Origin of the sequence: Protofrankia sp. CiP1_Cm_nod2, from assembly GCF_920664355.1 — a bacterium.
Lineage (GTDB): Bacteria > Actinomycetota > Actinomycetes > Frankiales > Frankiaceae > Protofrankia.
Map to the genome: position 1 here is coordinate 13477 of NZ_CAKKTL010000019.1, position 23329 is coordinate 36805.

General features: G+C 72.3%; 15 protein-coding genes. 10 read left to right on the top strand and 5 right to left on the bottom strand.

What is annotated here, in order from left to right; translation table 11 throughout:
* Positions 1-41: 41 nt before the first annotated feature.
* The 3 genes from NBW84_RS03750 (at position 42) to NBW84_RS03760 (ending at position 2061) form a co-directional block, all read left to right on the top strand.
* Complete coding sequence (locus NBW84_RS03750) at positions 42-296, top strand: zinc ribbon domain-containing protein (protein WP_445548624.1); 255 nt, start codon at positions 42-44, stop codon at positions 294-296.
* A 170-nt stretch (positions 297-466) separates the two neighbouring features.
* Complete coding sequence (locus NBW84_RS03755) at positions 467-1108, top strand: TetR/AcrR family transcriptional regulator (protein WP_250281734.1); 642 nt, start codon at positions 467-469, stop codon at positions 1106-1108.
* A 701-nt stretch (positions 1109-1809) separates the two neighbouring features.
* The gene (locus tag NBW84_RS03760; RefSeq protein ID WP_250281735.1) at positions 1810-2061 is read left to right on the top strand and encodes a hypothetical protein; all 252 of its coding nucleotides are present in this window, start codon (positions 1810-1812) and stop codon (positions 2059-2061) included.
* A gap of 168 nt (positions 2062-2229) precedes the next feature.
* On the opposite strand, the gene NBW84_RS03765 is transcribed toward NBW84_RS03760, so the two are convergent.
* Complete coding sequence (locus NBW84_RS03765) at positions 2230-2628, bottom strand: Clp protease N-terminal domain-containing protein (RefSeq protein WP_250281737.1); 399 nt, start codon at positions 2626-2628, stop codon at positions 2230-2232.
* Here NBW84_RS03765 and NBW84_RS03770 point away from each other — a divergent pair.
* The 3 genes from NBW84_RS03770 to NBW84_RS03780 all read left to right on the top strand — a co-directional run bounded on the left by NBW84_RS03770 (position 2622) and on the right by NBW84_RS03780 (position 5297).
* Positions 2622-3044, top strand: a complete 423-nt coding sequence (locus NBW84_RS03770; RefSeq protein WP_250281739.1) for an RpiB/LacA/LacB family sugar-phosphate isomerase — start codon at positions 2622-2624, stop codon at positions 3042-3044. The genes NBW84_RS03765 and NBW84_RS03770 overlap by 7 nt on opposite strands.
* 259 nt (positions 3045-3303) lie before the next feature.
* Positions 3304-3783 (top strand): MarR family winged helix-turn-helix transcriptional regulator, encoded by a 480-nt coding sequence (locus NBW84_RS03775; RefSeq protein WP_250281740.1) that lies wholly within the window; start codon positions 3304-3306, stop codon positions 3781-3783.
* A complete protein-coding gene (locus NBW84_RS03780) occupies positions 3783-5297 on the top strand; it encodes an MFS transporter (RefSeq protein ID WP_250281742.1) in 1515 nt (504 codons plus the stop codon). Before NBW84_RS03775 ends, NBW84_RS03780 begins: the two co-directional genes overlap by 1 nt.
* 202 nt (positions 5298-5499) lie before the next feature.
* On the opposite strand, the gene NBW84_RS03785 is transcribed toward NBW84_RS03780, so the two are convergent.
* The gene (locus NBW84_RS03785; RefSeq protein ID WP_250281744.1) at positions 5500-6780 is read right to left on the bottom strand and encodes a transposase domain-containing protein; all 1281 of its coding nucleotides are present in this window, start codon (positions 6778-6780) and stop codon (positions 5500-5502) included.
* 429 nt (positions 6781-7209) lie between these two features.
* Between NBW84_RS03785 and NBW84_RS03790 the strand changes: the two genes are divergently transcribed.
* From NBW84_RS03790 to NBW84_RS03805, 4 genes are all read left to right on the top strand, one after another.
* Entirely contained in the window at positions 7210-8808 is a 1599-nt protein-coding gene (locus tag NBW84_RS03790) for an ABC transporter substrate-binding protein (protein ID WP_250290891.1), read from the top strand.
* Between the two features lie 115 nt (positions 8809-8923).
* A complete protein-coding gene (locus NBW84_RS03795) occupies positions 8924-9910 on the top strand; it encodes an ABC transporter permease (RefSeq protein ID WP_250281748.1) in 987 nt (328 codons plus the stop codon).
* On the top strand, positions 9886-10893 hold the full coding sequence (locus tag NBW84_RS03800; protein WP_250281750.1) for an ABC transporter permease: 1008 nt from the start codon (positions 9886-9888) through the stop codon (positions 10891-10893). Before NBW84_RS03795 ends, NBW84_RS03800 begins: the two co-directional genes overlap by 25 nt.
* Before the next feature lie 74 nt (positions 10894-10967).
* Complete coding sequence (locus NBW84_RS03805) at positions 10968-11978, top strand: glutathione S-transferase C-terminal domain-containing protein (protein WP_250281752.1); 1011 nt, start codon at positions 10968-10970, stop codon at positions 11976-11978.
* Between the two features lie 254 nt (positions 11979-12232).
* Here NBW84_RS03805 and NBW84_RS03810 read toward each other — a convergent pair whose 3' ends face one another.
* The 3 genes from NBW84_RS03810 to NBW84_RS03820 are packed head-to-tail and all read right to left on the bottom strand — an operon-like array spanning position 12233 to position 23327.
* Positions 12233-17686 carry a helicase HerA domain-containing protein gene (locus NBW84_RS03810; protein WP_250281755.1) on the bottom strand — a complete coding sequence of 1818 codons (5454 nt, stop codon included), beginning with the start codon at positions 17684-17686 and terminating at the stop codon, positions 12233-12235.
* Positions 17683-19335, bottom strand: a complete 1653-nt coding sequence (gene mads7, locus NBW84_RS03815) for a methylation-associated defense system protein MAD7 (protein WP_250281757.1) — start codon at positions 19333-19335, stop codon at positions 17683-17685. Before mads7 ends, NBW84_RS03810 begins: the two co-directional genes overlap by 4 nt.
* Positions 19332-23327, bottom strand: a complete 3996-nt coding sequence (locus NBW84_RS03820) for a protein kinase domain-containing protein (protein ID WP_445548623.1) — start codon at positions 23325-23327, stop codon at positions 19332-19334. Before NBW84_RS03820 ends, mads7 begins: the two co-directional genes overlap by 4 nt.
* Between the last annotated feature and the right edge of the window lie 2 nt (positions 23328-23329).

Sequence of the window (23329 nt, forward strand, 5' to 3'; positions counted from 1 at the left end):
GGACCTGTTCCGGCTGCGGCAGGCGAAACCCAAGCCTGACGCTGTCGGACCGCACGTTCACCTGCCCGTCCTGCGGGCTGGCGGTTGACCGCGACGTGAACGCCGCGGTCAACCTGCGTGACCTCGTCGCCGCCAGTGCGTCGGAGACGCAAAACGCCCGTGGAGGCGACCGTAAGACCGCGCTCGCGCGGCAGGTGCCTGTGAAGCGGGAACCCGGCACCGCGCGAGCGGGTCAGACCGGGGGTGCCATCCCATCGAGGGTGGCTGCGAGGCAGAGGCTTACTCATGCTTCATGACTCGCAACGGCATCGGAGCGCTCCTCCATCACGTGGCGAGGGCGGAAGAAGACGCGGGGTGCGGCCCCGGCCCAGGACAGTGACGCACCATTGTTGAGGATTAGTCAACAGTAGGCCCTGTTGAGCTGGAGTCAATAGTTCTGTTGAGTTTTGGTTAATAAGATGGGCACATGGTTCGTCCTACCGGCGTGCGCGGCACCCGGCTCCTGCCCGCCGACCGCCGCGGCCAACTGCTGGCCGCCGCCCGCCACGTCCTGGAACGAGGGACGATCGACGACGTCCGCGTCGAGAGCGTGGCCGCCGAGGCGGGCGTCTCCCCCGGGCTGCTGTTCCACTACTTCGGCTCGCAGCGCGGGTTCCGGCACGCCGTCCTGCGGGCAGCCGCCGAGGAGCTCCTCGACCACCTGCGCCCCGACCCGTCCCTGGCTCCCGGCGAGCAGCTGCGCGCCGGGGTCGAGACCTTCGTCGAGTACGTCTGCCGCCACCCCGACGTCTACCTGGCCATCACCCGGCTCGACGGCGGCAGCGACATGCGCACCCTGCACCGCTCGACCCGCGCCACCCTGACGGGCTGGCTGACCGAGGGCCTCACCACCGCGGGCGCGCCGGCCACCCCCGCCCTCACCATGGCCGTGGCCGGCTGGCTGGCATACATGGAGGAGGTCGTCCTCACCTGGCTCGACCAGCCGGCCATGGACCGGGCCGACCTCGTCAACCTGTGCGAACGCACCTGCCACCAGATCGTCATGGCCGCCCTGAACGACTCCGAGCAGTACGAGCGGCTCACGGACCGCATCCGCGGTCGCGCCTGAGCGCCACCGTCACCACCAGCGCCGTACGACCCGCCCGGCCCCCCGCCAGGAACAGCCAACCCGCCGGGAACAGCAATCCCGCCAGGTCAGCTAAAAGACAGTCAAGCCGTCAGGGTGGCCACAAGGACAACCAAAAGGGCAATCGGCAAAACAGCCGGCGGGACGGCTGGCAGAGCCGGCGGGCAGGTTCGTGTTCCGCCCGGCTGCTCCCTGGGCACCATCATTCCCGCGGGCATTTCCGCGGGGCCCGGTAAGCGAGCCGTCCCCGTCGCGACTCACGACGCGGTAAGCCGTCGGCAATGACGAACACCCAGGCTGTCGACGAGGCCGAACTCTGTGCGAGGTCAGGTGATGATGGTTCCGGTATCACGTAAAGCCCAGTTACCCGTGCGACACAATGCGGGGCAGTCCTGCTGGCGGTACTGCTCTCCGTCGTACTTGTCGGTGCGTGCGGTTCCAGGACGACCGGCGGCGGGAGCGCGGCACCAGCCGCCGCCGCGTCCGAGCCGGCAGCCGCCGAAACCCCCTACGAAGGCACCTGTCCGAGCGGCGAGAACAGCAGGCCGCTGGCCAAGACCCGTTTCGCGCTGCACGCCGGCCTGGGGCTGGGTGCCTTCCATCGGTACATCTACAAGCCGGCACGGGAGGGGAAGTTCAGAGCGAACGCGGACAACCGGGGGCGCACGCTCGCCAAGGCGGCGGTGGCCGGTCTGTTCACCGCCCACGAGCTCAAGGTCGCCAAGGGGTTCGCGGTGGCCAATCCGACGCTGTGCAACGCCGTACAGTCGATCAGCAACAATTTCACGGCTCTCGTCGACAAGCTCAAGAACGGCAGCGCGACCGAGGCTGACGTCAACGCCAGCCAGAGCTCCTTCGACGCGCTCCGCCAGCAGGCCACCCAGGATGGTTTCGGCTTCAACGAGAAGAACGTCACCGTCCCCGGAGCCGACTGACGACCCCCACCGGGGCGCGTGACCCGCATACGCGTGTGCGCCCCGAATCCAGTTGAACAGGCCGGTTGGCGCGCGGCTGTCCACATCGCGCGCCAACCGGCCGTTCCCGCGTGAAGCCCTGGCAGGACCGGCGCGCCGGTATGCCGGTATGCCGGTATGCCGCCGCGGTCATGCCTTCCTGCCGGCGACGATCGCGGCGAGGGCGGTGGCGAGCTGTGTCTCCACGGCGGCCCTGTCGACGCCGAGCCCGGACAGCGCACCGTCGCCGTCCTCCCGCTCCAGCAGGGCGAGCAGGATGTGTTCGGTGCCGATGTATCGGCAGGAGTCACGGAGAGCACGTCGGCGAGGAACGCCTGTTGCGTGGCGCGAGCGGCTCGTCCGCGGGCCATCCATCGGGTCACGGTCGAGGAAGCGGACGGCGGCGCGTCGGCATGCCGTTTCGACCTGGAACGGAACGTCGAAGGACGCCGGGAAAGGGACGTTGAAGACGGGGAAGAGGTCGTCGATGATACGTCGGTCGGCGATGGGGCTGGAGGACGAGGCGGCTGGAGGACAAGGCGATGACACGGATCGGGTTCGCGGCCGACAGCGAGAACGAGTGCGTCCACGCCGTGCGCGAGTTCATCCGCACCGAACATGAGCTGGTGTTCCCGAGCGAGTCCACGGTGTGGACCGATATGTCACGTACCGTAGCCGAAGCGGTCGTCGCTGGCGAAGTCGACTACGGGGTGCTGATGTGCTGGACGGGCACCGGCACCGCGATAGCGGCCAACAAGGTACGTGGCGTGCGGGCCGCCACGGCCGCCGACGCGTGGACGGCCCGCGGCGCGCGGCTGTGGAACGATGCCAACGTCCTGGCCCTGAGTCTCAAACGCCTGGCCCCCGACGTCGCCGTCGAGTGTGTACGCGCCTTCCTGGAGCAGACCGAGCCCGACCCCGAGGAACTACCCGTGATCCAGGGCCTGCGAGACATCGACGGCTGACCACGCGCCCCGGTAGCACGGGGCCTACCGGCCGGGAAGTTTCACCGACGGCGGGCCCCAGCTGCCGCTGTTCGCCATCGGACTGGCATTCGGGCAGGCGGCACCGGGTCGCCGGTCTCCGCTCTCCGGTCTCCGGTCTCCGGTCTCCAAGAGAGATCAACTATTGGCTGAAGCCGACACGGCGCTGGAGAAAGCCGTCTTGAGGCCATGTCCGATCTCTCAGTTGGTTTTACCCAACCAATCGAGATAGCGTGGCCGTATGACCAGTACGGCTCCTCAGACCGATCAGGCCATCGCTGGCGCGGCGGTGGCGCTCAACACCGCCGGGTGCTGGCTGTTGTCGCCGGCTACCAAGCGCCGCATCGCCGCCGAGGCGGGGCTGACCCTTCCCGCGGGCGACTACACGCTGCTGACACAGATCGACCGCTGGCAGCCGGTGCGACTGTCCACGATCGCCGAGCGGCTGGGGGTGGACCGCTCCTCGCTCAGCCCGCAGACACAACGGCTGGCGAGCGCGGGGCTGATCCTGCGGCTGCCGGACCCGCTGGACCATCGCGCCCAACTGCTGGAGGTCACCGAGCAGGGCCGCGAGGTGCTCGAACGGCTGTGGGCGGCCCGGTCCCGGGCACTGGCGGAACTCGTCGCGGGCTGGGCAGCCGAGGACGTGCACCGGCTGACCGCGAGCCTGGTGAGCCTCGCCGAGAGCATCGACGCCCGGGCGCACCGGACAGGCGCCTGATGAGCGTGGAGCGCGGCCTGGACCGGGCCGCCCTCCCCGAGCCCGCGGCCCCTGCCCCGACGCCCGCGCCCACATCCGTCCCGCTGCCGCGCCGCGCGCCCGACGGCGTGATCACGGCGCTGGCCTGCCTGGGCCAGTTCATGGTCGTACTCGACGTGTCCATCGTGAACGTGGCGCTGCCGTCGATCCACGACGCGCTCGGCTTCTCCACCGCCGACCTGCCGTGGGTCGTCAACGCCTACACCCTGACCTTCGCCGGCTTCATGCTGCTCGGCGGGCGGGCCGCCGACCTGTACGGCCGCAAGCGTGTCTTCGTCGCGGGTGTCGCCCTGTTCACCGTGGCCAGCGTGCTGGGCGGCGCCGCACCCTCGGCCGGGGTCCTGGTCACGGCGCGGGCGCTACAGGGCCTGGGCGCGGCGATCCTGGCCCCCTGCACGCTGACCATCCTGACCACGACCTTCCCCGAGGGCGCCCGGCGCGCCCGGGCGATCGCCGCGTGGACCATGGTCGGCGCGGTCGGCGGCGCCGCGGGGGCGATCCTCGGCGGCCTGCTCACGGACTACCTCGGTTGGCGGTGGATCCTGCTGGTCAACCTCCCGGTGGGGGTCGCCGTCGTGGCCGGCTCGCTGCGGTGGCTGGCCGACCTGCCGGGGCTGGGCGGGCGCAGCCTGGACGTCCCGGGCGCCGTCACGGTCTCCGCCGGGCTCACCGCGGTCGCGTACGGCATCGTCCAGGCGGGCAAGGACGGCTGGAGCCCGGTGGGAAGCTGGCTGCCGATCGTCGTCGGAGCGCTGCTGCTCGCGCTGTTCGTCGTGGTGGAGCAGTGGTTGGCGACGGTGCCCCTGCTGCCGCTGCGGCTGCTGCGGTCGGCCCTGCGCAGCGGGGCGAACGTGGTGATGTTCCTGCTGGGCGCCGGGTTCTTCGGGCTGCTCTACTTCGTCTCGCTCTACCTGCAGAACGTCCGCGGCTACAGCCCGGTGGAGGCGGGGCTGGTCTTCGTGCCGCACGCGGTGGCCACGGTCGTCGGCGCGCGGACGGCGGCACGCCTGCTGGCCGCCGGCCGCCGGCCGCCGGTGCTGATCTCGGCGGGGCTGCTGATCTCGGCGGCGGGCTTCGGCTGGCAGGCCGCGCTGCGGACGGACACGCTCGTGGCGCTGGGCGTGATCGGCCCGGGTGTGCTGGTCTTCCTCGGTATCGGTGTCGCGCTGACCCCGGTCGCCGTGACGGCCATGGCAGGCGTGCAGCCGCAGGACGCGGGCGTCGCCTCCGGTCTGGCCAACGCGGCCCGGCAGGTGGGCGGTTCGTTCGGCCTGGTGGTGCTGACCTCGCTGGCCGCCGCGCACACCAGCTCCCGTCCCGACGGCTCCGGGCCGCATCCGAGTGGCGCGGCTCTCACCTCCGGCTATGACCTGGCCTTCATCACCTCCGCGGCGATCCTGGTGGGCTGCGTACTGATCACACTGCTGTTGCCCTGGCCGCCGAAGCCGAAGCCGGCGGCGGTGCCGGAGGGCTGACCGACCGACGGCTGGCAGCCGCCCGGCGGCGGTGGGCGCCGGTCCGCGCGGCTGGCTCCAACCGAGTTCCAGCGATCCTCCACCGCAGGGTGAAAGGTTCGAGCGGAACGGAAAGTCCAGGCTGGACGGAAAGTCCGGGCGGGGCGAAAAGTCCAGGCAGGGCGAAAAGTCCAGGCGAGACAGGCAGGACGCACGCCGGACGTCAGACGATCCGGCGGACCGGCCGCGGGCCGGGGCCATGGGTGGCGAAGCGGGGCACGGCCCCGGCGGCCTCCCTGCCCACCGTGGCGGTGGTGTCACGGCGGCCCGGCAGGTCCCCGCGCAGCAGCACGGTGATCGCCTGGTGGACGAGCAGGTAGCCCCACACCTCCTGGCGGACCCCGCTCGCCGAGCGGGACCGCAGCACCGGCACCGGCACCGGCTCGGGCCGCCCGGGTCCGCCGCCAGCCCCGGCAGCGGGCAGGGCGGACGCGGCCGTGACGGCGGGCCGGGCGTGGGCAGAGCCCGGCGTGGCCAGACCGGCCAGGCCGGCCAGCGCCTCGCGGAACCGCCAGCGCCTCGCGTACAGCTCGACGAGTTCGGCCGCGGGGGCGCGCACCGGGTCGAGCAGGCTGGTGACCAAGCGGACCGGCCGACCCGCGATGGCGCCCTCCACGACCCGGACGGGCACCGCGACGCCCGTCTCGTCCTCGTCCTGCGGGCAGTCGCCGGCGCCGTCGAGCACGCAGCGGTACGAGCCGTCGGGCAGCATGGCGTGGGGGGTCAGCGCGGTGTCGGCGGGCGCGGCCCACAACAGTTCCGCGCCGTGCTCGCGGGCCACGCACCAGGCCCGGACGCCGAGCGTGCCGAAGTCGGCGAGCAGCAGGTCGTGCCCGGTCAGGGCCCGCAGCAGCGGCCAGGTCAGCACGGCCCGGGCGCCTGCGTCCGGGCCCAGCCGGGCGTCGACGACGGCCCGGGTCGTCTCGTCGGCGAGGGCCGCGACCCGCAGGCACGGCGGGCCCTCGCCGGTGGCCGGGTCGCGGCCGAAGGCGGCCAGGTTCTCCTCGGAGTCCGGCGTCTCGATACGCAGCGTGTCCAGGGACAGCACGCGCAGCCCCCGGTAGGTGGGCGGACCACCCACCCGTGCGGCCGTGGCACGAAAGAGCGCTTCCAGCGGCTCGGCGCCGAGCCTGGCCCGGGCCCGTGACAGCGCGGCGGCCGTGGGCACCGGGCAGGTGGTCGGCCGACCCAGGCTCCAGATCAGCCCCTGGGCCAGCAGCCGCGCCACCCGCTCGTACTTAAGACCGGGAAACAGGCACAGCGCCAGCACGAAGTACACCACCACCCGGGACGGCAGCAGCCGGGTACGCATCTGGATCCGGCCGGTGTCGGCGAGCACGGCGTCGACGACGTCGGCGGGAAAAGCCCTGGTGAGCATGGCGACGGCGATGCGGTCGGCAAGCGAGTCACCCACGTCGGGGCCCGTCGTGCCGCTCAGCTCCATATTCGGTTCTCCGTTCCTATTCCTGGCGGTACCGGGCCGTTAAGTCAACAGCCCCCGGCTGGCGGCGTCAATTGTCTCTGGCCCTGCCCCGAATAGCCACGGTAGTCTCCCGACGTGCCCGCGGGAGCCGTAATTCTGATGCGCCGTCTGGACGTCGACCTCGTCCGGCAGGCAAGTGCGCTCTGTCCCTGAGCCACCTGCGTACACACCCCATATCACCAGTCACCACGCCGTGGGCCGCGGGCCGGCGATTTCCGTGTCCGCATTCCGTCCGCGCGCGTACCGGTCGACGTCCGTCGCAAGGCGGCACCGCTGATTTCCGCTCCGCAACAATCCGCTTCAGGAGTGTCCATGTTCCGCCAGTCGAGCCCACCCGTTCCCGCGCGCCGCAGACATATCGGAGGGCCGGGCCGCCGAATTCTGCCCGGAATGGCGGTGGTGCTGTGCCTGGGGCTAGGACTGGCCGCCTGCTCCTCGTCGGACGACGGCGGCGGCGGGACGGCGGCGCCCGGCCTGGGTGCCGCGCGCGGCGGCGGAATGCTGACGGTCGCGGTGGTGAGCAAGCCGCTGTGCCTGGATCCGCAGAACAACAGCTCCAACGGCAACACCGCGATCAGCCGCCAGCTGGTGTCCTCGCTCACCGACCAGGACCCGGCCACCGGAAAGATCGTCCCGTGGTTGGCCTCGAAGTTCGAGGTCGGCGCGTCGGCCACCGAGTTCACCTTCACCCTGCGCCCCGGGGCGACCTTCAGCGACGGCGCGCCGGTGGACGCGGCCGCGGTCAGGGCGAACTTCGACGCCATCGTCAGGCTCGGCGCCGTGGACGCGGTCGCCGCCAGCTACCTGACCGGCTACCAGGGCACCACCGTGGTCGACAGCCACACCGCGAAGGTCACGTTCTCCCGTCCCAACGCGCAGTTCCTCCAGGCCACCTCGACGGCCGCGCTGGGACTGCTCTCCCCCGCCTCGCTGGCCCTCGCCCCGGAAGAGCGCTGCCAGGGCCGCGGCCTCGCCGGCGCGGGCCCGTTCGTGCTGAAGGAGGCCGTGCAGGGCACGGAGATCCGGCTTGCGCGGCGCGCGGACTACGCGTGGGGCTCGCCGGTGTGGAAGCACCAGGGCGCGGCCTACCTCGACGGCATCGACTACAAGGTGGTGCCCGAGTCCGGGGTGCGCGTCGGCAGCCTGCTCTCCGGTCAGGTCGACACGGTCATCGGGGTCGACGCGCGGGATGAACGGCGGCTCGCCGCCGGCGGCGCCACCGAGCTGTCCCGGCCGGTGCCGGGCGTCACGTACAACCTGACGGCCAACACCGAGCGGCCGCTGCTGGCCGACGCCTCCGTCCGTAAGGCCCTGACCAAGGGCATCGACCGCGCCACCATCGTCCGGACCCTGCTAAGCGACCACTACCGGCCGGCCAGCAGCATCCTGACCTCCAGCACGCCCGCGTACACCGACCTGTCGGCCGACCTGGCCCACGACCCGGCAGGTGCCCGCGCCCTGCTGGACGCGGCCGGCTGGCGGCCGGGCGGTGACGGCATCCGCGCCAGGGACGGCGTGCGGCTGGCACCGACGCTGATCTACCCGGGGGTCGACACCGCCAGCCGCAACGTGCTCCAGCTGGTCCAGTCCCAGCTGCGCGAGATCGGCGTGGACGCCCAGCTCTCCGGGCTGCCGCTGAACCAGCTCGCGCCCGACCAGGACGCCGGCCGGTACGACCTGCTGTGGTTCGGCCTGACCCGCGCCGACCCCGACGTGTTGTCGACCGTCTTCGCCACCACCACCAAGAACCGCGCCCACCTGCCCGCCGGCAACCCGTTGGACACGCTGCTGGCGAAACAGTCCGAGACGCTCGACGCCGCCGAGCGCGCAGCCCTGGTCGGGCAGGCACAGCGGCAGATCGTCCAGGAGGCGTACTCGCTGCCCGTCTACGAGCAGGCTCAGTCCGTGGCGTTCGCCGGGCGGGTGCAGGGGGTGGCGCTGGACGGCTCCGCGCAGCCGGCGTTCTTCGACACCTGGCTGGCGAACTGACCGGCCAGCAGGCACCAGCCGGGCAGCGCGGACCTGACAGCACAAATCAGGACAAAACTGTTCAGGATGGCACGGATCAGAACGCGACAGAGCATGAACAGGAGAGACGCGGAAGATGACGGTACGTCACCTGCTGCTGCGGCTGCTGCATGCGGTGGTCACCGTGTGGGCGACGTTCACGCTCTCCTTCGCCCTGCTCTACCTGCTGCCCGGAGATCCGGTCGCCATCATGCTCAGCGGCCAGGGCGGTGTCGCCAACACCACCCCCGAGCAGGTGCGCCAGCTGCGGGCCGCCTACGGCTTCGAGCGCCCGCTGCCGGAGCAGTACGCCGACCGGCTGTGGGCCGCCCTCCACGGCGACCTGGGCCGGTCGGTGGGCAGCGGCGACACCGTCGTCCACATCTTTGCCACCGCGCTGCCGCAGACCCTGGCCCTCGCGGGGGTGGGTCTGGCGCTGGCCGTGCTGCTCGGGGTGGGCACAGCGCTGGCCGCGGTTGCCACCCGGTCGCGGCGGCTGTCGCGGCTGCTGCTGTCGGCGCCCTCGCTGGGGGTTTCGTTCCCGCAGTTCGTGGTGGGCCTGGTGCTGCTGGAAGTGGTCTCCTTCCGCTGGAAGCTGCTGCCCGCCTTCGGGCACACCGGCGGCAGCGGGCTGGTGCTGCCCGCGATCACCCTGGCCATCCCGACGGCCTCGGTGATCACGCAGGTCTTCGCCCGCGGCCTGGCCGACGTCCTGCTGTCGCCCTACGTCGCCACCGCCCGGGCCAAGGGGGCCGGGCGGGCCAGGGTGCTGCTGCTGCACGCCACCCGCAACGCGGCGCTGCCGCTGCTGTCCCTACTGGGGCTGATCATCGGCAGTCTGCTGGCCGGCTCGGTGGTGGTGGAGACGGTGTTCTCCCGCGACGGTTTCGGCCGCATCACCGCGGCCGCGGTCGAGGCGCAGGACATCCCGGTGGTGCAGGGCGCGGTGGTCGTCAGCGCCCTGGTCTTCGCCGCCGTCAGCCTTGCCGTCGACCTGGTGACGCCACTGCTCGACCCGCGCCTGGCCGAGCGGCCCGCAACGGGAAGGGGCAGCCGCGGATGGCTGAGACCACGGTCGGCCTGAACCCCCCCGACACCGCCCGTGACGCCACCCACAATGCTGCCCATGGGACTCCCCGTGGAACCTCTCATGGAAGCGTCGGTGATGCCGCGCACGGCGCCGTCCGCGGTACGGCCCACAGCGACACCCCTTTCCCCGTGGCGCCGCGGGCGTCGCTGTGGGCGGCTTCGCGCGCGGTGCTGCGGGGCGCGTGGCGCAGCCCGGGGCTCACGCTGGCGGTGCTGGTGCTGGCGCTCGTCCTGGCCTGGGCGTTCGTGCCCACGGTGTTCTGCGCGCACGCGCCGCTGGCCACCACGCCCGACCGCGCGCTGCTCCCGCCGAGCGGCGCGGCCTGGTTCGGCACCGACTACCTCGGCCGGGACGTCTGGTCACGGGTAGTACATGCTTCATCGCTTTCACTGCGCGCCCCGGTGATCGCGGTCGGGCTCGCACTGGCCGGCGGGGTCACGATCGGCCTGGTCGCGGGCAGCCTACGCGGCTGGGTCGACGCCCTGCTGATGCGGATGGTCGACACGGTGCTGGCCGTTCCGGCGATCATTCTGTCGCTGACCGTGGTCACCGCGCTGGGTCCCGGCACCGCGCACGCGGCGATCGCCGTGGGCCTGGCGGGCATCGCGGGCTTCTCCCGGATCGTGCGCGCCCAGGTGCTCAGGGCCCGGCAGGAGCCGTATGTGGAGGCCGCGTCCGCCGCGGGTGTGCGGGGCCCCGTGGTGCTGCTGACCCATGTGCTGCCGCACGTGTGCGGCCCGGTGCTGGCGCTGGCGGCACTCGAGCTGGGCACCGCGGTGCTCGCGGTGTCCGCGCTGAGCTTCCTCGGTCTCGGGGCGCAGCCACCCACGCCGGAGTGGGGCGCGATGGTCTCCGAGGGTCGTGACTACCTCGGCACCGCCTGGTGGCTGACCGTGCTGCCCGGCCTGACCATCGCCGCCGTCACCGTGGCGGTCAACCGGATCGCCCGCGCCCTCTCCCCCGGTGGCCGGCCGTGAGCCCCCGTCCGGAGCCCCGATCTTCGTCAGCCCCGTTCCTCGTCCCGTCCGTCCGACACCTTTACGGAGTACCCATGACTCAGGTGCAGTTCACCGGGCAGCTCCCGGCCGTGGTCGACACCGCCTGCGCGCCCGAGATCGAGTCCTGCGACCAGCTCCCGGCAACCCCGGCCCGCGACGTGGAGCGGCTGCGCGGGCGGATCACCGCCGACGGCTCCAGCGGCTACCGCGCCGAACCCGGCCGCTACCACGTCTACGTCTCCTGGGGCTGCTCGTGGTCGTCGCGCGCCGCGGTCGTCCGCGCGCTCAAGGGCCTCCAGAACGTGGTCTCGCTGTCGTACGTCGACGACTCCACCGACGAGCGCGGCTGGATCTTCGGCGGCCGCTCCGGGCCCGACCCGGTCAACGGCTTCTCCCGGCTGCGGGAGGCGTACGAGGCGACGGTGCCGGGCTGGCTGGGCCGCGCCTCCGTGCCCGCGCTGTGGGACCGGGAACACGGCAGGATCATCAGCAACGAGTCGGGCACGATCAGCCTCGACCTCAGCACACAGTTCGACGCCTGGGCCGACCCGGACGTCGACCTCTACCCGTGGGCGCTGCGCTGGCGGATCGACGCCTTCAACACCTGGCTGCACCAGGACGTCAACAACGCCCTGCACCGGGTCGGGCACGCGGCGGACCCGGTCGAGCACGCTCGGATCCTGCGGGTGCTCTTCGAACGCTTCGACACCCTGGAGGAGCGGCTGCGCACCCGGCGCTACCTGTTCGGGCCGATCATCACCGAGCCCGACGTGCGGCTGTGGCTGTCGCTGGCCCGGCTGGACGTCGCCTACCCCGGGCTGCTGGCCACCAACATCGCCCGCCCGGAGGGCTTCCCCGCGCTGTGGGCCTATGCCCGCGACCTGTACGCGCTGCCCGCTTTCAGGGACGCGACGGACTTCGCCGTGATCCGCCGGAACTTCGCCGACAACTTCGACCAGCTGCACCCGGAGCGGGTCGTCCCCCGCACGTCCCTGACCAGCTGGACGACGGCGGAATGGGACACCCCGCACGGACGGGAAGAGGTGGGTGCCGTCCGACCCTGAAACGATCACGCATTATCGGCCGGCGGCGTCCGGGCGTCTGCCGAACGCACTTTCTTCCGCCGCAACAATGCCACAGGAAATTCCTGCGAAGAAAGACCGCTCACCGACCGGCCCGCCAGTGACTCTCCAGCGCACGGCGCGAACGTGACGCGAGGAAAAGCACGCGGCAGACCGGGAAGCCGCGGGCGCGGCGGGCGGAGCCACGGGCGAGCGATGATCCAGGGGAACTGGTCGGATGCGGCCGGTCGGCGTCCCTACTGGCTGTCCGGACGAAGCATGCGGGTTCGGCGGGCGGATGCCATGTCGGGTGTCTGGACGTAGGCGTTGCCGACCGGAAGCTGCTCGATCTCCTCCGTGAGGTCACGGCCCGCCCTGACCCGGACGAAGCCAGCCGCCTTACGCGACTGCGGATAGTTGATCCGATATATCATCTTTGTCCCCGCGTTGGCCAGCACGTCCGGATGAAAGTCGTCGATGCCCTGGCTGGAGACGACGACCGCCACACCGAACTTTCGGCCCTCCTTCATCAGCTTGGGGAGGGTCGCGTCCTTCGCCAGGCGGTGCGCCTCGTCAAGCACGATGGCAAGCCGCAACTGCCCGGTCTGCCCCCAGGAGAACATGTCCTTGTAGACCTTGCGGAGCAGGAACGCGCCGGCGGCGACCTGCGCCTGCTCCACCTCGGCGAAGCCGTGCAGGTCGACGACGAGCCCACTCCTGATCAGGTCCTGGATGCTCAGCCCGGTGTCGTCCGTGAACAGGCCGTACTCCAGCAGCGGCCGGCAGCGGGCGAGCACGTTCGCCACCCCGCGTTCCTTCTCCAGCCGCGCGATCCTGTCCCGGACCGCCTCCAGCGTCGGAACACCCCGCGGCGGGGTGAGAGCACCATGGCCATGCGCCTCGTAACCGCCCACCAGCGCCTGGTAGACGACGTCCCGCTGGATGTCACCAAGCCCGCACACATAGGCGAAGATCTCCGAGACGGACAGCGCGTTCATCTTGTAGGCGTGCCGGCCGGCGTCCGCCGCCAGCTCGAACGGTGAGAAGGGCAGGCCTGCCGCGGCGTCCCGCACATGCAGGGATTCCGGCCGCCGCGGGTCGTTCCCGAACTGGCCGTGGAAATCGATCACCAGTGCGGGCAGGCCCTGCTCCACCGCGCCCTGAAGCAACCGGATCGTCGTCTCCGACTTGCCCTGTCCCGGGATACCGAGAATGAACAGGTGGGGGCTGCCGGTCGTGCTCGCCTCCCAGACGATGTCCTCCTCCGGAGGCAGCGTGCGGCCCACCAGCACCCGCACGGCCCGCGGGTATGTGAGCTCCCGGGCCGGCGGTTCATCCGACGGGCTCGGCGGCGTCGTCGGCTGCGCTTCGGCCGGAGCCGTCCTCGGCGGCGTCGGCGGCGACTCGGCCGGAGGCTGCGACGGGGCATCTGCCGAGGTGCCCGCAGGCTCAGGGGGACGTCCACCGGCTTCGCCACCGTCCGCGCCGACGGCGGCGGACGACGGGAGCGTGCCGACGGCTGGCGAGACGTCCGTGTCCGTGTCGGCATGGACGCTCGTGCCGGGCCCGTCCGGGTCCGGGTCCGCGGCACCCGACACCACGATCGGGTCGAACGCGCGCGGCGGCGGGATGTAGGCGGGGCGGCGGGTGTCGGCGTCCTCGTCCGCCTGGAGGTTTCTGGCCGTGATGGTGCGGATGCGGGTGCCGCTGACCTCGAAGTCGGCTGTTCCGTCCTCGTGCAGGACCACGATGTAGCCGCTGCGCTGGTAGCCGACCGCCAGACCGCTCGTCTCCAGCCGGTCGATGGTCTCCTGGATGCGGCCGAACTCCACCGCCTCCGTGATCAGGCTCCGGCGGGCGGACCGGCGCAGGTAGTAGCGCAGCAGCGCCGCGAACCGGGCCCGCTGGAGCGGGCGGTCGATCCGGACAGGTTCGGTGAAGAACAACCGGTTGATGACATCGATCGTCGCATCCACCTGTCCCGCGATGTCACGGGCGAGATCCTCACTGCCGAGCATGCCGCGCGACTTCACCTCGACGGCCTCTATGCTCACCCGGCGCGTGGTGGGAAAACGGACCAGGAGCAGATCGCACCGCCGGGCCCGCTGGCCGGACTGGCGCCGGGCGCGGGAGCCGAAGAGCTCCGGATGGGCGTCGACGGGGATGATGACCGTGTTCTCGAGCTCACCACGACGGCGCAGGTGCGCCACCACCGCCGCCAGTGCCACCGCCTCCTTCGCCCGGTTGTCGTCACCGGTCGCGGCGAGGATCAGTCGGCCCGACACCAGCAGCAGCTCGTCGATGACCGACGACACGGACTCGCCCGGACGGTAGAAGCCGAGCTCGGTCATCGCGCGCAGGAACATCTTCTCGACGTCCGCCCGGTGCGCGGTCGTGATGGACATCTGGTGGCCGAGCCCGTCGAGGAACTCGGGGGCGTAGTCGAGGATGTAGCGGCGCCCGCCGGCGGTGCGCGTGGCCGGGTCGTCGAAGGCGTCCAGCCCGAGGAAACGGTCCAGGACGATGACCCAGTCGCACCGCTCGTGGGCGATCTCGAGCACGCGCGCGGTGCGGCCGCTGACCTCCATGCGCACCCGGGCGATGGCCGCGGAACGCGGCTCGTCCGGCGTCGACGGCCCGTCCTGGGCCGGCGTGAACCGCGTGGCGGACAGTACCGCCGGCCGGATCGCCCGGCTCGGCAGCAGCACCGTCGCCTCCGGGCCGGGGCCGCTGCCCGGACCAGGGCCATTGCCCGGATCAGAGTCATTACCCGGACCGGGGCCATTGCCCGAAACAGGACCGTTATTCGGATCGGGGCCATTGCCCAGGCCGGGACCATTGTCCGGGCCGGCCGCGGCGCCGGAGGTGACCACCGGGGAGCCGCCGGCCGGCGTCCCGCCCGCGGCTGCGACGAACAGCGACGTGACGGCCTCCGCGAACCGCCGGTGCAGGTCGGTCAGGGGTGTGGAGTCGGCGCCGCGCGCGGGCGGGAAGTCGATTCCGGTCACCCACCCACCGTCCGGGCCGAGGTCGGTGACGGGCCGGGTGATCAGGCCGCGGAACGAGACGCTGCCCGCCGTCACCGTCGGGGTGCCGATGACCAGCTCCGGGTGGCTGACGTCGGTGAGCACCGCCAGATGGGCGTCGTGTGCCGTGTCGATCGCGTCCAGCGGCGCGGTCGAGATCTCCAGTGCCGGGTCGAGGAAGCCACGGCTGCGCCGGGCCCGGTTCTCGGCGAGCTCCTGCTGCAGCTCGCGCAGCCCGGGCAGGGGGCTCGTCTCCGAGGCGCCTTCCCCGAACGTCTCCACCTGGATGTGCGGCGCGAGCCCGCCGTCGGCCTCCGCCGTCGCCGGGTCCCCGGAGGCCTCGGCGGTGACGGCCCGCAGCGCCTCGCCGAGGAACGCCCCGCTGCCCGGGTTGGTCGCGAGAATCCGCAGGCGTTCGGGCTGGTGGTGGGTCTGCCGGTAGAGGCGGATGCGCTCGGCCAGCCGCGCGGCGGGGACCTCGCCCACGCTGACGTCGGAGCTGGGCAGGCCGAGGGCGCCGACGATCTCGCTGATGGCGGTTGCCGGGTCCGGCTCGCCGACCGGCAGGTAGACGCCGTGCAGCAGCCGGAGGTTCTGCGCGAACACATACGGCCGGCCGTCGTCGTCGCTGAGCAGGAACGGCGTGCGCGCCGGGCTGAGCCGGGCGAGCAGATCGATGTCCACCTCGCCAGCCCGCTCCTCCTTGCTGGATACGGAGCGTAGTTGACGGCACCATCCTGTCAGCTCGGCCCAGTACGCGAGATACCACGCCACCCGCAACGGGTGCGTGGGCAGCACGACCAGCGCGTTCACCGGGTGGTCGCGCCGGCCGAGGTCGATCCGCAGGCGGAGCGTGTCGATGGTGGTGAGTGCCCGGGTGTCGGCGGGGCTGGCGTCCCGGCGCAGCGCCCGCCCGTAGGAGGCGGTGTAGCGGCTCGCCAGCGCCGCGAGCTCGTCGGTGAGGTCGGCGACCTCGATGAGCCCGCGGCCGGGCTGCGCCCGCACCGCGTCGAAGAACTCCCGGCGGGCGGCCAGGAACGCCTTGCCCGCGCCGCCGGGCCGCTCGGGGCCGACCGGCACGGCCCGTCCCGCGGAGAACGGCTGGCCGGCCGCGACCACCGCCGCGTACCGGCCGGCGCTGTCCGGCTCGGCCAGGACCCGCTGCCCCAGCTCCCGCAGGGCGACGCTGAGGGCGATCCGGGTGGCGTGGCCACGGCCGAAGCGGAGCTGCAGGTAGGCGAGGTCCGCCTCCTGCCAGCCCTCGCAGGTCTCGCTCTGCGCGTCCACGCCGGCCCGCAGGGCGCGCAGCCGCGCGACCGGGAGCGACAACGCGCTGTCCCGCCGGACGGCCGTGCTCTCCGGCGGCGGTACGTCGTCGAGGGAGAACTCCTGGCTCACCGCCTGCGCGGGCTGGCCGTCCCGCAGGCGGAGCACCTGGTTGTTGCGGTCCAGCGCCTGAACCCGGACGACGACCACCGCCGGGACCCGCTGCGCCTCCTCGGTGTCGACCGCGACCGTCAGCCGGTGGCTGCGCGCGCTGGCCTTCCCGGACGCGCTGGGAAGCTCGACGTCGAAGTCCGTCTCCTCGCCGTAGTACTCCTCCGACGGGATGATCTCGACACGCCAGCGGGCGACGTCCTTCGGCCTGGCCGGCTCGGTCCTCCAGGTGGCCTTGACGAACCCGCCTCTGGTCGAGCAGGTGGGCAGCGCGCTGTCGGGCCCGGCGCGCAGCCCCGTCCCGGCCGGGACGATGCCGTCCTGGTTCGCGAACGGCTCGACGTGCAGGGCGACGAGGTCGCTGTCCGCGGGCAGGTCCAGGGGCCACCGGTCGAACGTGAGGCCGCGGTTCCCGGGGGCGGCGAGGTCGTGCAGCCAGGTGCGCTCGGACATGCGTGGCACCGCGGCCACGAACCGTTCGATGGCCTGGTAGTGCTCGTCGTCCTGGCGCAACGGGCAGCTGCGCAGCCTCTCGCGGGCGTCCTCCTGCGATCGCGCGGGCTTGACCAGCGCGGTCACGCAGGTGGCGTTGGCCTCGAGCCGGGAGACGAACGACGCGCCGCCATGGTCCGGGATCAGGCCGACGAGGTGCAGGTGCGTACCCGCCGTGAGCTCGGCGTTGTACAGGGCGTTGGCGGTACCGCCGCCGGCCGGGTCGTTCGCGGCGGCGCTCACGGCGAGCAGGTACTCGGCGCGCGCCTGCCTCGAGTGGTTGAAGGCGTTGCGGCGCACGGTCTGCTGGACCTGGTCGCACAGCTCCCGCAGCGAGCGGTCCAGGCGGTGGTGGGTGTCCCGGGCGATCCTGACGAACAGATGGTCGATGTCGATCGACTCGAACGAGTTCTCCAGGCTGCTGGCCGCCGGGGTGTCGGCACCGGACGGCACGAGCAGCAGGAGCGCGGCCGACTTGCGGTTGCGCAGCTCGATCGCGCGTTCGGGACGGATGACCGTGTCGTCCGCGTGGCCGGTCGTACCCAGGACGGCGATCTGCGCCGCACCGGCCGAGGAGCCGCGTCCCGTTGCGGGCACCTGTGCCAGCGCCTGCGCGGCCTTCTCCCGGACGGCATGGCAGTCGGCCTCCCGCAGGTGGTCGAGCCGCAGGCAGCGGCCGGGCGGGGCGCCGCGCAGGAAGTCGGCCACCAGCTGCTCGGCGACCCTGGTGGCGAGGGCGGTGCTCAGGCTGGTCATCGCCGCGCTCCGGCTCCGGCAAGAGGATTGATCACATACTGGGCGTTGAAGTCGTCGGAAAGATCGGCGAAGAAGCCCATCTGGCGCAGCCGGCCGGTGAACGCGACAAGATTGGCGTTGGCCACGGCGCGTGACGACGCGTCGGCGCGGGCGGCCGGCGGCCGGTCGACGAGCAGGCCCCAGCGGGACTCCAGCGTGACGAGCAGGTCGGCCAGGCGCATCCGGGGCAGCGCCTCTCCCCGGTCGGGATCCACCAGGGTGCTCAGCAGCAGCGTGGTGAGCAGCTCGTCGGTCATCGCGTACCGCCAGGCCCGCCGGCCCCGCAGGTTGCCGCGCAGCAGCCCGGCCTGTTTGCGCATCCCCCCGGTGTTCCAGAACCACTGCCCGGCGGCTTTGATCGCCTGCTTCGTCTGCGACTGGCGGATCGCGGCGACGACCTGGTCGAGCTGTGACCCGCCCGGCGCGGCCCGCTCGAGCTCGGCGCGCGCGTCCTCGTCCGAGCACCTGGTGACGTTCCTCGTCTCCTCGATGATCCGCTCGAGCTCCAGGCCGGCCCGCCACTCCACGTACTGGTCGTGGCGCAGATCCATGAGCGCGGTCAGCCAGTCGGGCCCACGCCTGTCCTGCACGTAGGGCCGGAGCTTCGCCTCGTTGCCCGCGTACCGGTCCAGGGTCTTCAGCAGCAGCATGTCGTCGAGGTAGGCGGGCAGCCGCTCCAGGTCCCGGTCGACGCACTCGCCGGCCAGCCGGTCCGAGTCGCCGCCGGTCTGCCGGGTGAAGTCGACGTAGATCTCGGTCCGCGCGGGCCTGCGGTCGACGCCGAGGTCGGCCGGCCTGGCCCGGCCCCGGCACAGGTCGTTGACCAGCGTGAACAGGCGCAGCGTCGTGGTGAACAGGCCGATGTTCACCAGCGCCGCCAGGTGCCGCGCCAGCGCGATGGTGGGCAGCCGGTGCCGGTAGACGGCAAGGAAGTCCAACAGCTGATCACCGAGCGCGATCATCACTCCCGGCATGACGGGATCCCAGTCGAGCGCCTGCCGGGCCGACAGCAGCCTGCCGGGCGTGAAACCCTCCAGGTAGTAGAGGCTGAGCAGCACGTTGGCGTCCAGGTCGGCCGTTGCCCCGTCGAACCGCGGGACCGCGCTGTCGGAGATCGACACGCCGCGCCCGAACGCCTCCAGGAACAGCGACCTGAGCTCGCCCGCCGGGTTCGGGCTGCCGCGGCGGGCGAGCGCGTCCGTCAGCAGGCGGTAGACGACCAGATGCACCTTGCGGTGCCGGGCACCCTCCGCCGGCAGCCCGGCCCGGTAGGCGCCGATATGGCTGGGCTGGACAGCGGCCAGCTGCACGTCACGGTGGCCGCGGCCGCTGTGGCCGAGCCGGACCACACTCGTGTTCACCCACTGCTCGAGCACCGCCTGCCCGTGCTCGTCGCCGAAACCGCGCAGGGCGGGATGGCCGGCGAGGGCCTCGATGTACCCGCCCGGCTCGGTGGGGCGCGCGTCCGAGCGGCTCAGCCGCCGGCCGTTGGTGACCACCATCTCGAACAGCACGGGCAGGAACCGGTCGACGTCGAAGTCGTTCAGCTCGACCCCGGTGAGCCGTTCGAAGGAGTACGACCGGAGGTCCTTCGGCGGGACGAGTGTCATCGGTCGGCTCCCAGCAGCTCGATCGTCGTGCCGGTCACCGCGATGGCGTTGCGCCGGCCGTCAGGCTCGATGACGATCACTCTGGACGCCGGCTGCAGCGTGAGGCCCGACCGGAACAGGCCGAGCTCCTCCAGCAGCGGCGTCACCTCGGGGTTGGTCGGCAGGTAGCCGGCGGCGGCCCGCATGAGCAGCTCGAACAGGTCGAGGTCGACGGTCATGCCGGCCTGCCCGGCGACGTGCCGCAGCACGAACACGTCGGCTGCCGTCTCGACGAACCGGTCGTCGACCGAGGCGACCTCGACCGCGAACTCGTCGAGAGCGAGGACCTTGACGACAGCCCCGCCGTCCTCCGCCGGTTCACCGACGGAGACCGCGACGCCCTCCCCGTCGTAGCCGACAGGCCCGATGCAGCGCGACAGGCCGCGCAGCAGCATCCGGACGATCCTGTCGCCCGCTGTGCCGCTCTCCTGGCCGGCGGCCACAGCACCACCAGGGTGGCCGGCGGCCAACAGCGCGCGGAACTCCTCGAAGTAGCGGTAGGGGCTCAGGTACCCGGCGCCGGCCACCTCGGCGTCCGGCGCGGTGAAGTAGAGCCGGCGCTTCGCGCGGGCCATGTCCGTGCCGGTGCGCGCGTCCGGGGCCAGCGCCCGCTCCAGGCGGGCGGTGGCGACCGTGGCCGGGTCGAGTTCCCGCCACTCGTCGAGCAGCCGGTCCCGCCCGCCCGAGGCGTCGAACGCGAGCGAGCTGAAGTGCCGCTCGGGGGTCGCCGGGTTCCCCGGCCCGTCGCCGATCTCCTGGTGGACGTCGGCACAGCCGAGGTCGGCGGTCACCAGGTAGGCGAGCGTCGAACGCAGGTCACGGATGGTGGGGCGGCGGCCGCGGCGCAGATGGGAGGTGAGCACCAGGCGGTGCAGACGCTCCTGGGCCCGCGGCACGCCGAGCTCACGGGCGTTGCGGACGATGGGGCAACGCTGTTCGGCGACGCACGAGGCGCACTCGGCCCACATGTCGCCGGCGACCAGCGCCTCCAGCAGCCGCACCGTCAGCGAGCCGGCCGCCGCGCCGACCGACGCCATCGACCGGCCCTTGAGGTCGACCCGCAGGATCCCCGCGCTGTCGGTGCCGCCGCCGTCGATCCCGTCGGTCCCGTCGGTCCCGCCGCCGTCCGCGAGCGCCTTCGCGATCCGCGGATAACGCGACGCCTCGCGTTCCAGGAAGTCGAGGAGCCGGCCGTCGTTGGCGGCGACGAGCGCGGTGTAGCCGCCCGCCGGGCCGCCGTCGCCCAGCGGGTCGAGCACCCGGCGCAGCAGCTCGTCCGCTGACATGCCCTCGTGGGACTCGCTGGCGTCGTAGACGGAGGCGTACTCGTGGCCGGCGAGGGCCATCCGCCAGCCGGCCGCGTCGCTGGCGAGCACCCGCGCGCCCCGGCCGCGCAGGAACTCGCCGAGACGCTCGAGGAAGGCGGTCTTGCCGTCACCCGGGTTCCCGCTGAAGACCACCAGCTGCGGGCGGCCGTCGACGACGCGCGGGACGAGCCGCTCGTCCAGCCTGGTCGGGACGTACGTCCGCACGGCGAACTCGGAGTCGAGGCCCCGGTTGCCGCGGTTGCCCAGCCCGCTGTTGCGGAAGAGCTGCCGGATCTCGTCCACGGCCGGATTGACGACCTGGCTCCGCTCCGGCCGCTCTTCTCGCGGCAGCCCGCGCCGCGCCCGGCTGCCGGGCTGTTCTCGCTCCCGCCCGGCCTCTCGTTCCAGCCCGGCCTCTCGTTCCCGCCCGGCCGATGGCGGTGCGACCGGTGGTAACGAGACCGCCGGTGGTGAGACCCGCGGTAACGAGGCCGGTGGAGGCGCGAGCGCGGACGCGACGGCGTCGCGGAACGCCGCGGCCGACGAGAAGCGCTGGTCGGGCTCGGGGTCGCAGGCACGCAGGATGACGTCGAACACAGCGGCGTCCACGCCGGCACCGCCCCCGGCCCCGATCTGCGTGCCGGTGGGCCGGACGAGCTGCCGCTTGTCCGGGAACTGCCCGTCCACCAGGTACGGGAGCCGGCCCGTCAGCGCTTCGAAGCACACGACGGCGAGGGAGTAGAGGTCCGCCGCCGGCGACCAGGACAGGCCGGCGGCGATCTCGGGAGCCTGGTACGGCAGGGTGCCGACGATGCTGCGGTCCGCGTCGCTGGTCGCCACCCCGAAGTCGATCAGCGTGGCCCGGTCGTCCGCGTCCACGATGATGTTGTTCGGGGAGATGTCGCGGTGCAGGACCTCCCGGCGGTGGGCGTACTCGAGGGCGTCCAGCATGTCGGCGAGGATCTTCTGGCAGGCGGCGAGGTTGCCGCGCAGGGTCAGGCCGAGCTCGGACACCGTCCGGCCGTCGACGTACTCGGCGATGAGCGCCGGCCCGAACGGCTCGAGCAGATAACCGGACACGCTCACGATCCGGTCGTGCTTGAGCTTCTGCAGCAGGGTCAGCTCGCTGCGCAGGTGGTCCAGGGTCCCCGCCGATTTCATGATCTTGAGCGTGTGCCAGATCTCGAACCGCCGGTCCTTCATGAGCCAGGTGGTCGCGGTGGCGCCGTCCCCGAGGCCGCGGACCAGCTCGTACTTGTTGTTGTCGATCCGCACGCCGGGCGCCGGCCGCACCGCGCGTCTGCGCTCCTCGCGCAGGTGCGCGAGGAGCAGGTCGGCGACCTGCCGGGCCTCCGGCCGGGCACCGGGATCCTGCGCCAGGCAGGCGGACAGCACGTCACGGACCCGGCCCGGCAGCGACGGCGGGACGTCGGGGACGAGCGGCGGGTCGGACTGGCGCAGCTCCCACCAGGCGAGCAGGCACAGCGCCAGGGAGTAGACGTCGGACGGGTAGCCCGCGGCGTGCACGGTGAGCCGGCACTCCGGGGCACGGTACGGCCGGCCGAGCTCGTCGATCTCGTCGGCGTCGAAGACGGTCCCCGAATTCGCGATCTTGGCGATCAGCAGGTCCGAGAAGGTCACCTTGTTGGCCTTGTCGGGCAGCCAGATCCGGCTCGGGTGCAGCGCGCGGTGCGCGATGCCTTCGGCGTGCATGTCGGCGAGCCCGGCATAGGCGTCCGCGGCAACCTCGGCGAACGCGGAGGGCGAAGGGCGTTCACCGGCGGCGATCCGGCGTCGGATCGTCCGCTGGGACGGCATGGGCGGGTGCATCGGCACCACCCACATCTGGTCGTCGTCGACGCCGAAGTAGGGGTCGACCGCGAGAACCCGGCCCAGCGGCGCGAGCCGCCGCATGGCGTGGTACTCCCGCAGGATCAGTCGGTCGCCCTCGGTCTGCTCCGCCTCGGACAGGCCCTGGCGCTGATAGGTCAGCAGAATCCGGACCGCACCGTCGCGGTGCCTGCCCACGTACCTGGGGCCGCGCGGTGTCGGCTCGATGTCTCCGACGATCTGGTAACTGCCCAGCTGCGCCGGCCGTAGCGGCCTTTCCGGGAGGCCCTCGACCAAGGCCAGAACGCGGTCGCGGACAGGCCCGAGATCCATGCGCGCGGCGGTCGACCGGTCGAGCTCGACAAGCCTCCGCTCGCACCCGGCCAGCCGGACCACGCGGTCGGCGGCGCGTGGGTCCGCCACGTCGAATCTGACGTCGGGCGAGGACAGCACGACGAGGTACTCGACGATGTGCGGCCGCCGGTCCTGGTGGCCGGCTCCGGCTCCGGCCCCGGCCCCGGCTCCGGCCCTGCGCGCCAGCGTCCGACGGTGCTGGCGCAGCAGCCGGTCGATGTTGCCCGCCAGGACACGCGCGACACCGTTCGCCTGGTTGATCGGGCTTCCCAGCTCGTGGTGGGTCCGCCTGTCGTACCAGCGCTCCTCGGTGCCGAGCAGCTCACCGTGCCAGGACTTCTCCTCGATGACCGTCACGCTGTTCGGGCCGACGACGATGAAGTCGGAGTCGCGCGTGTTCGTCCCGCCGACGAGCTGACGGCCGCACACGACCGTCCATCCGTCGTCGAGGTGGTCGCGCAGGT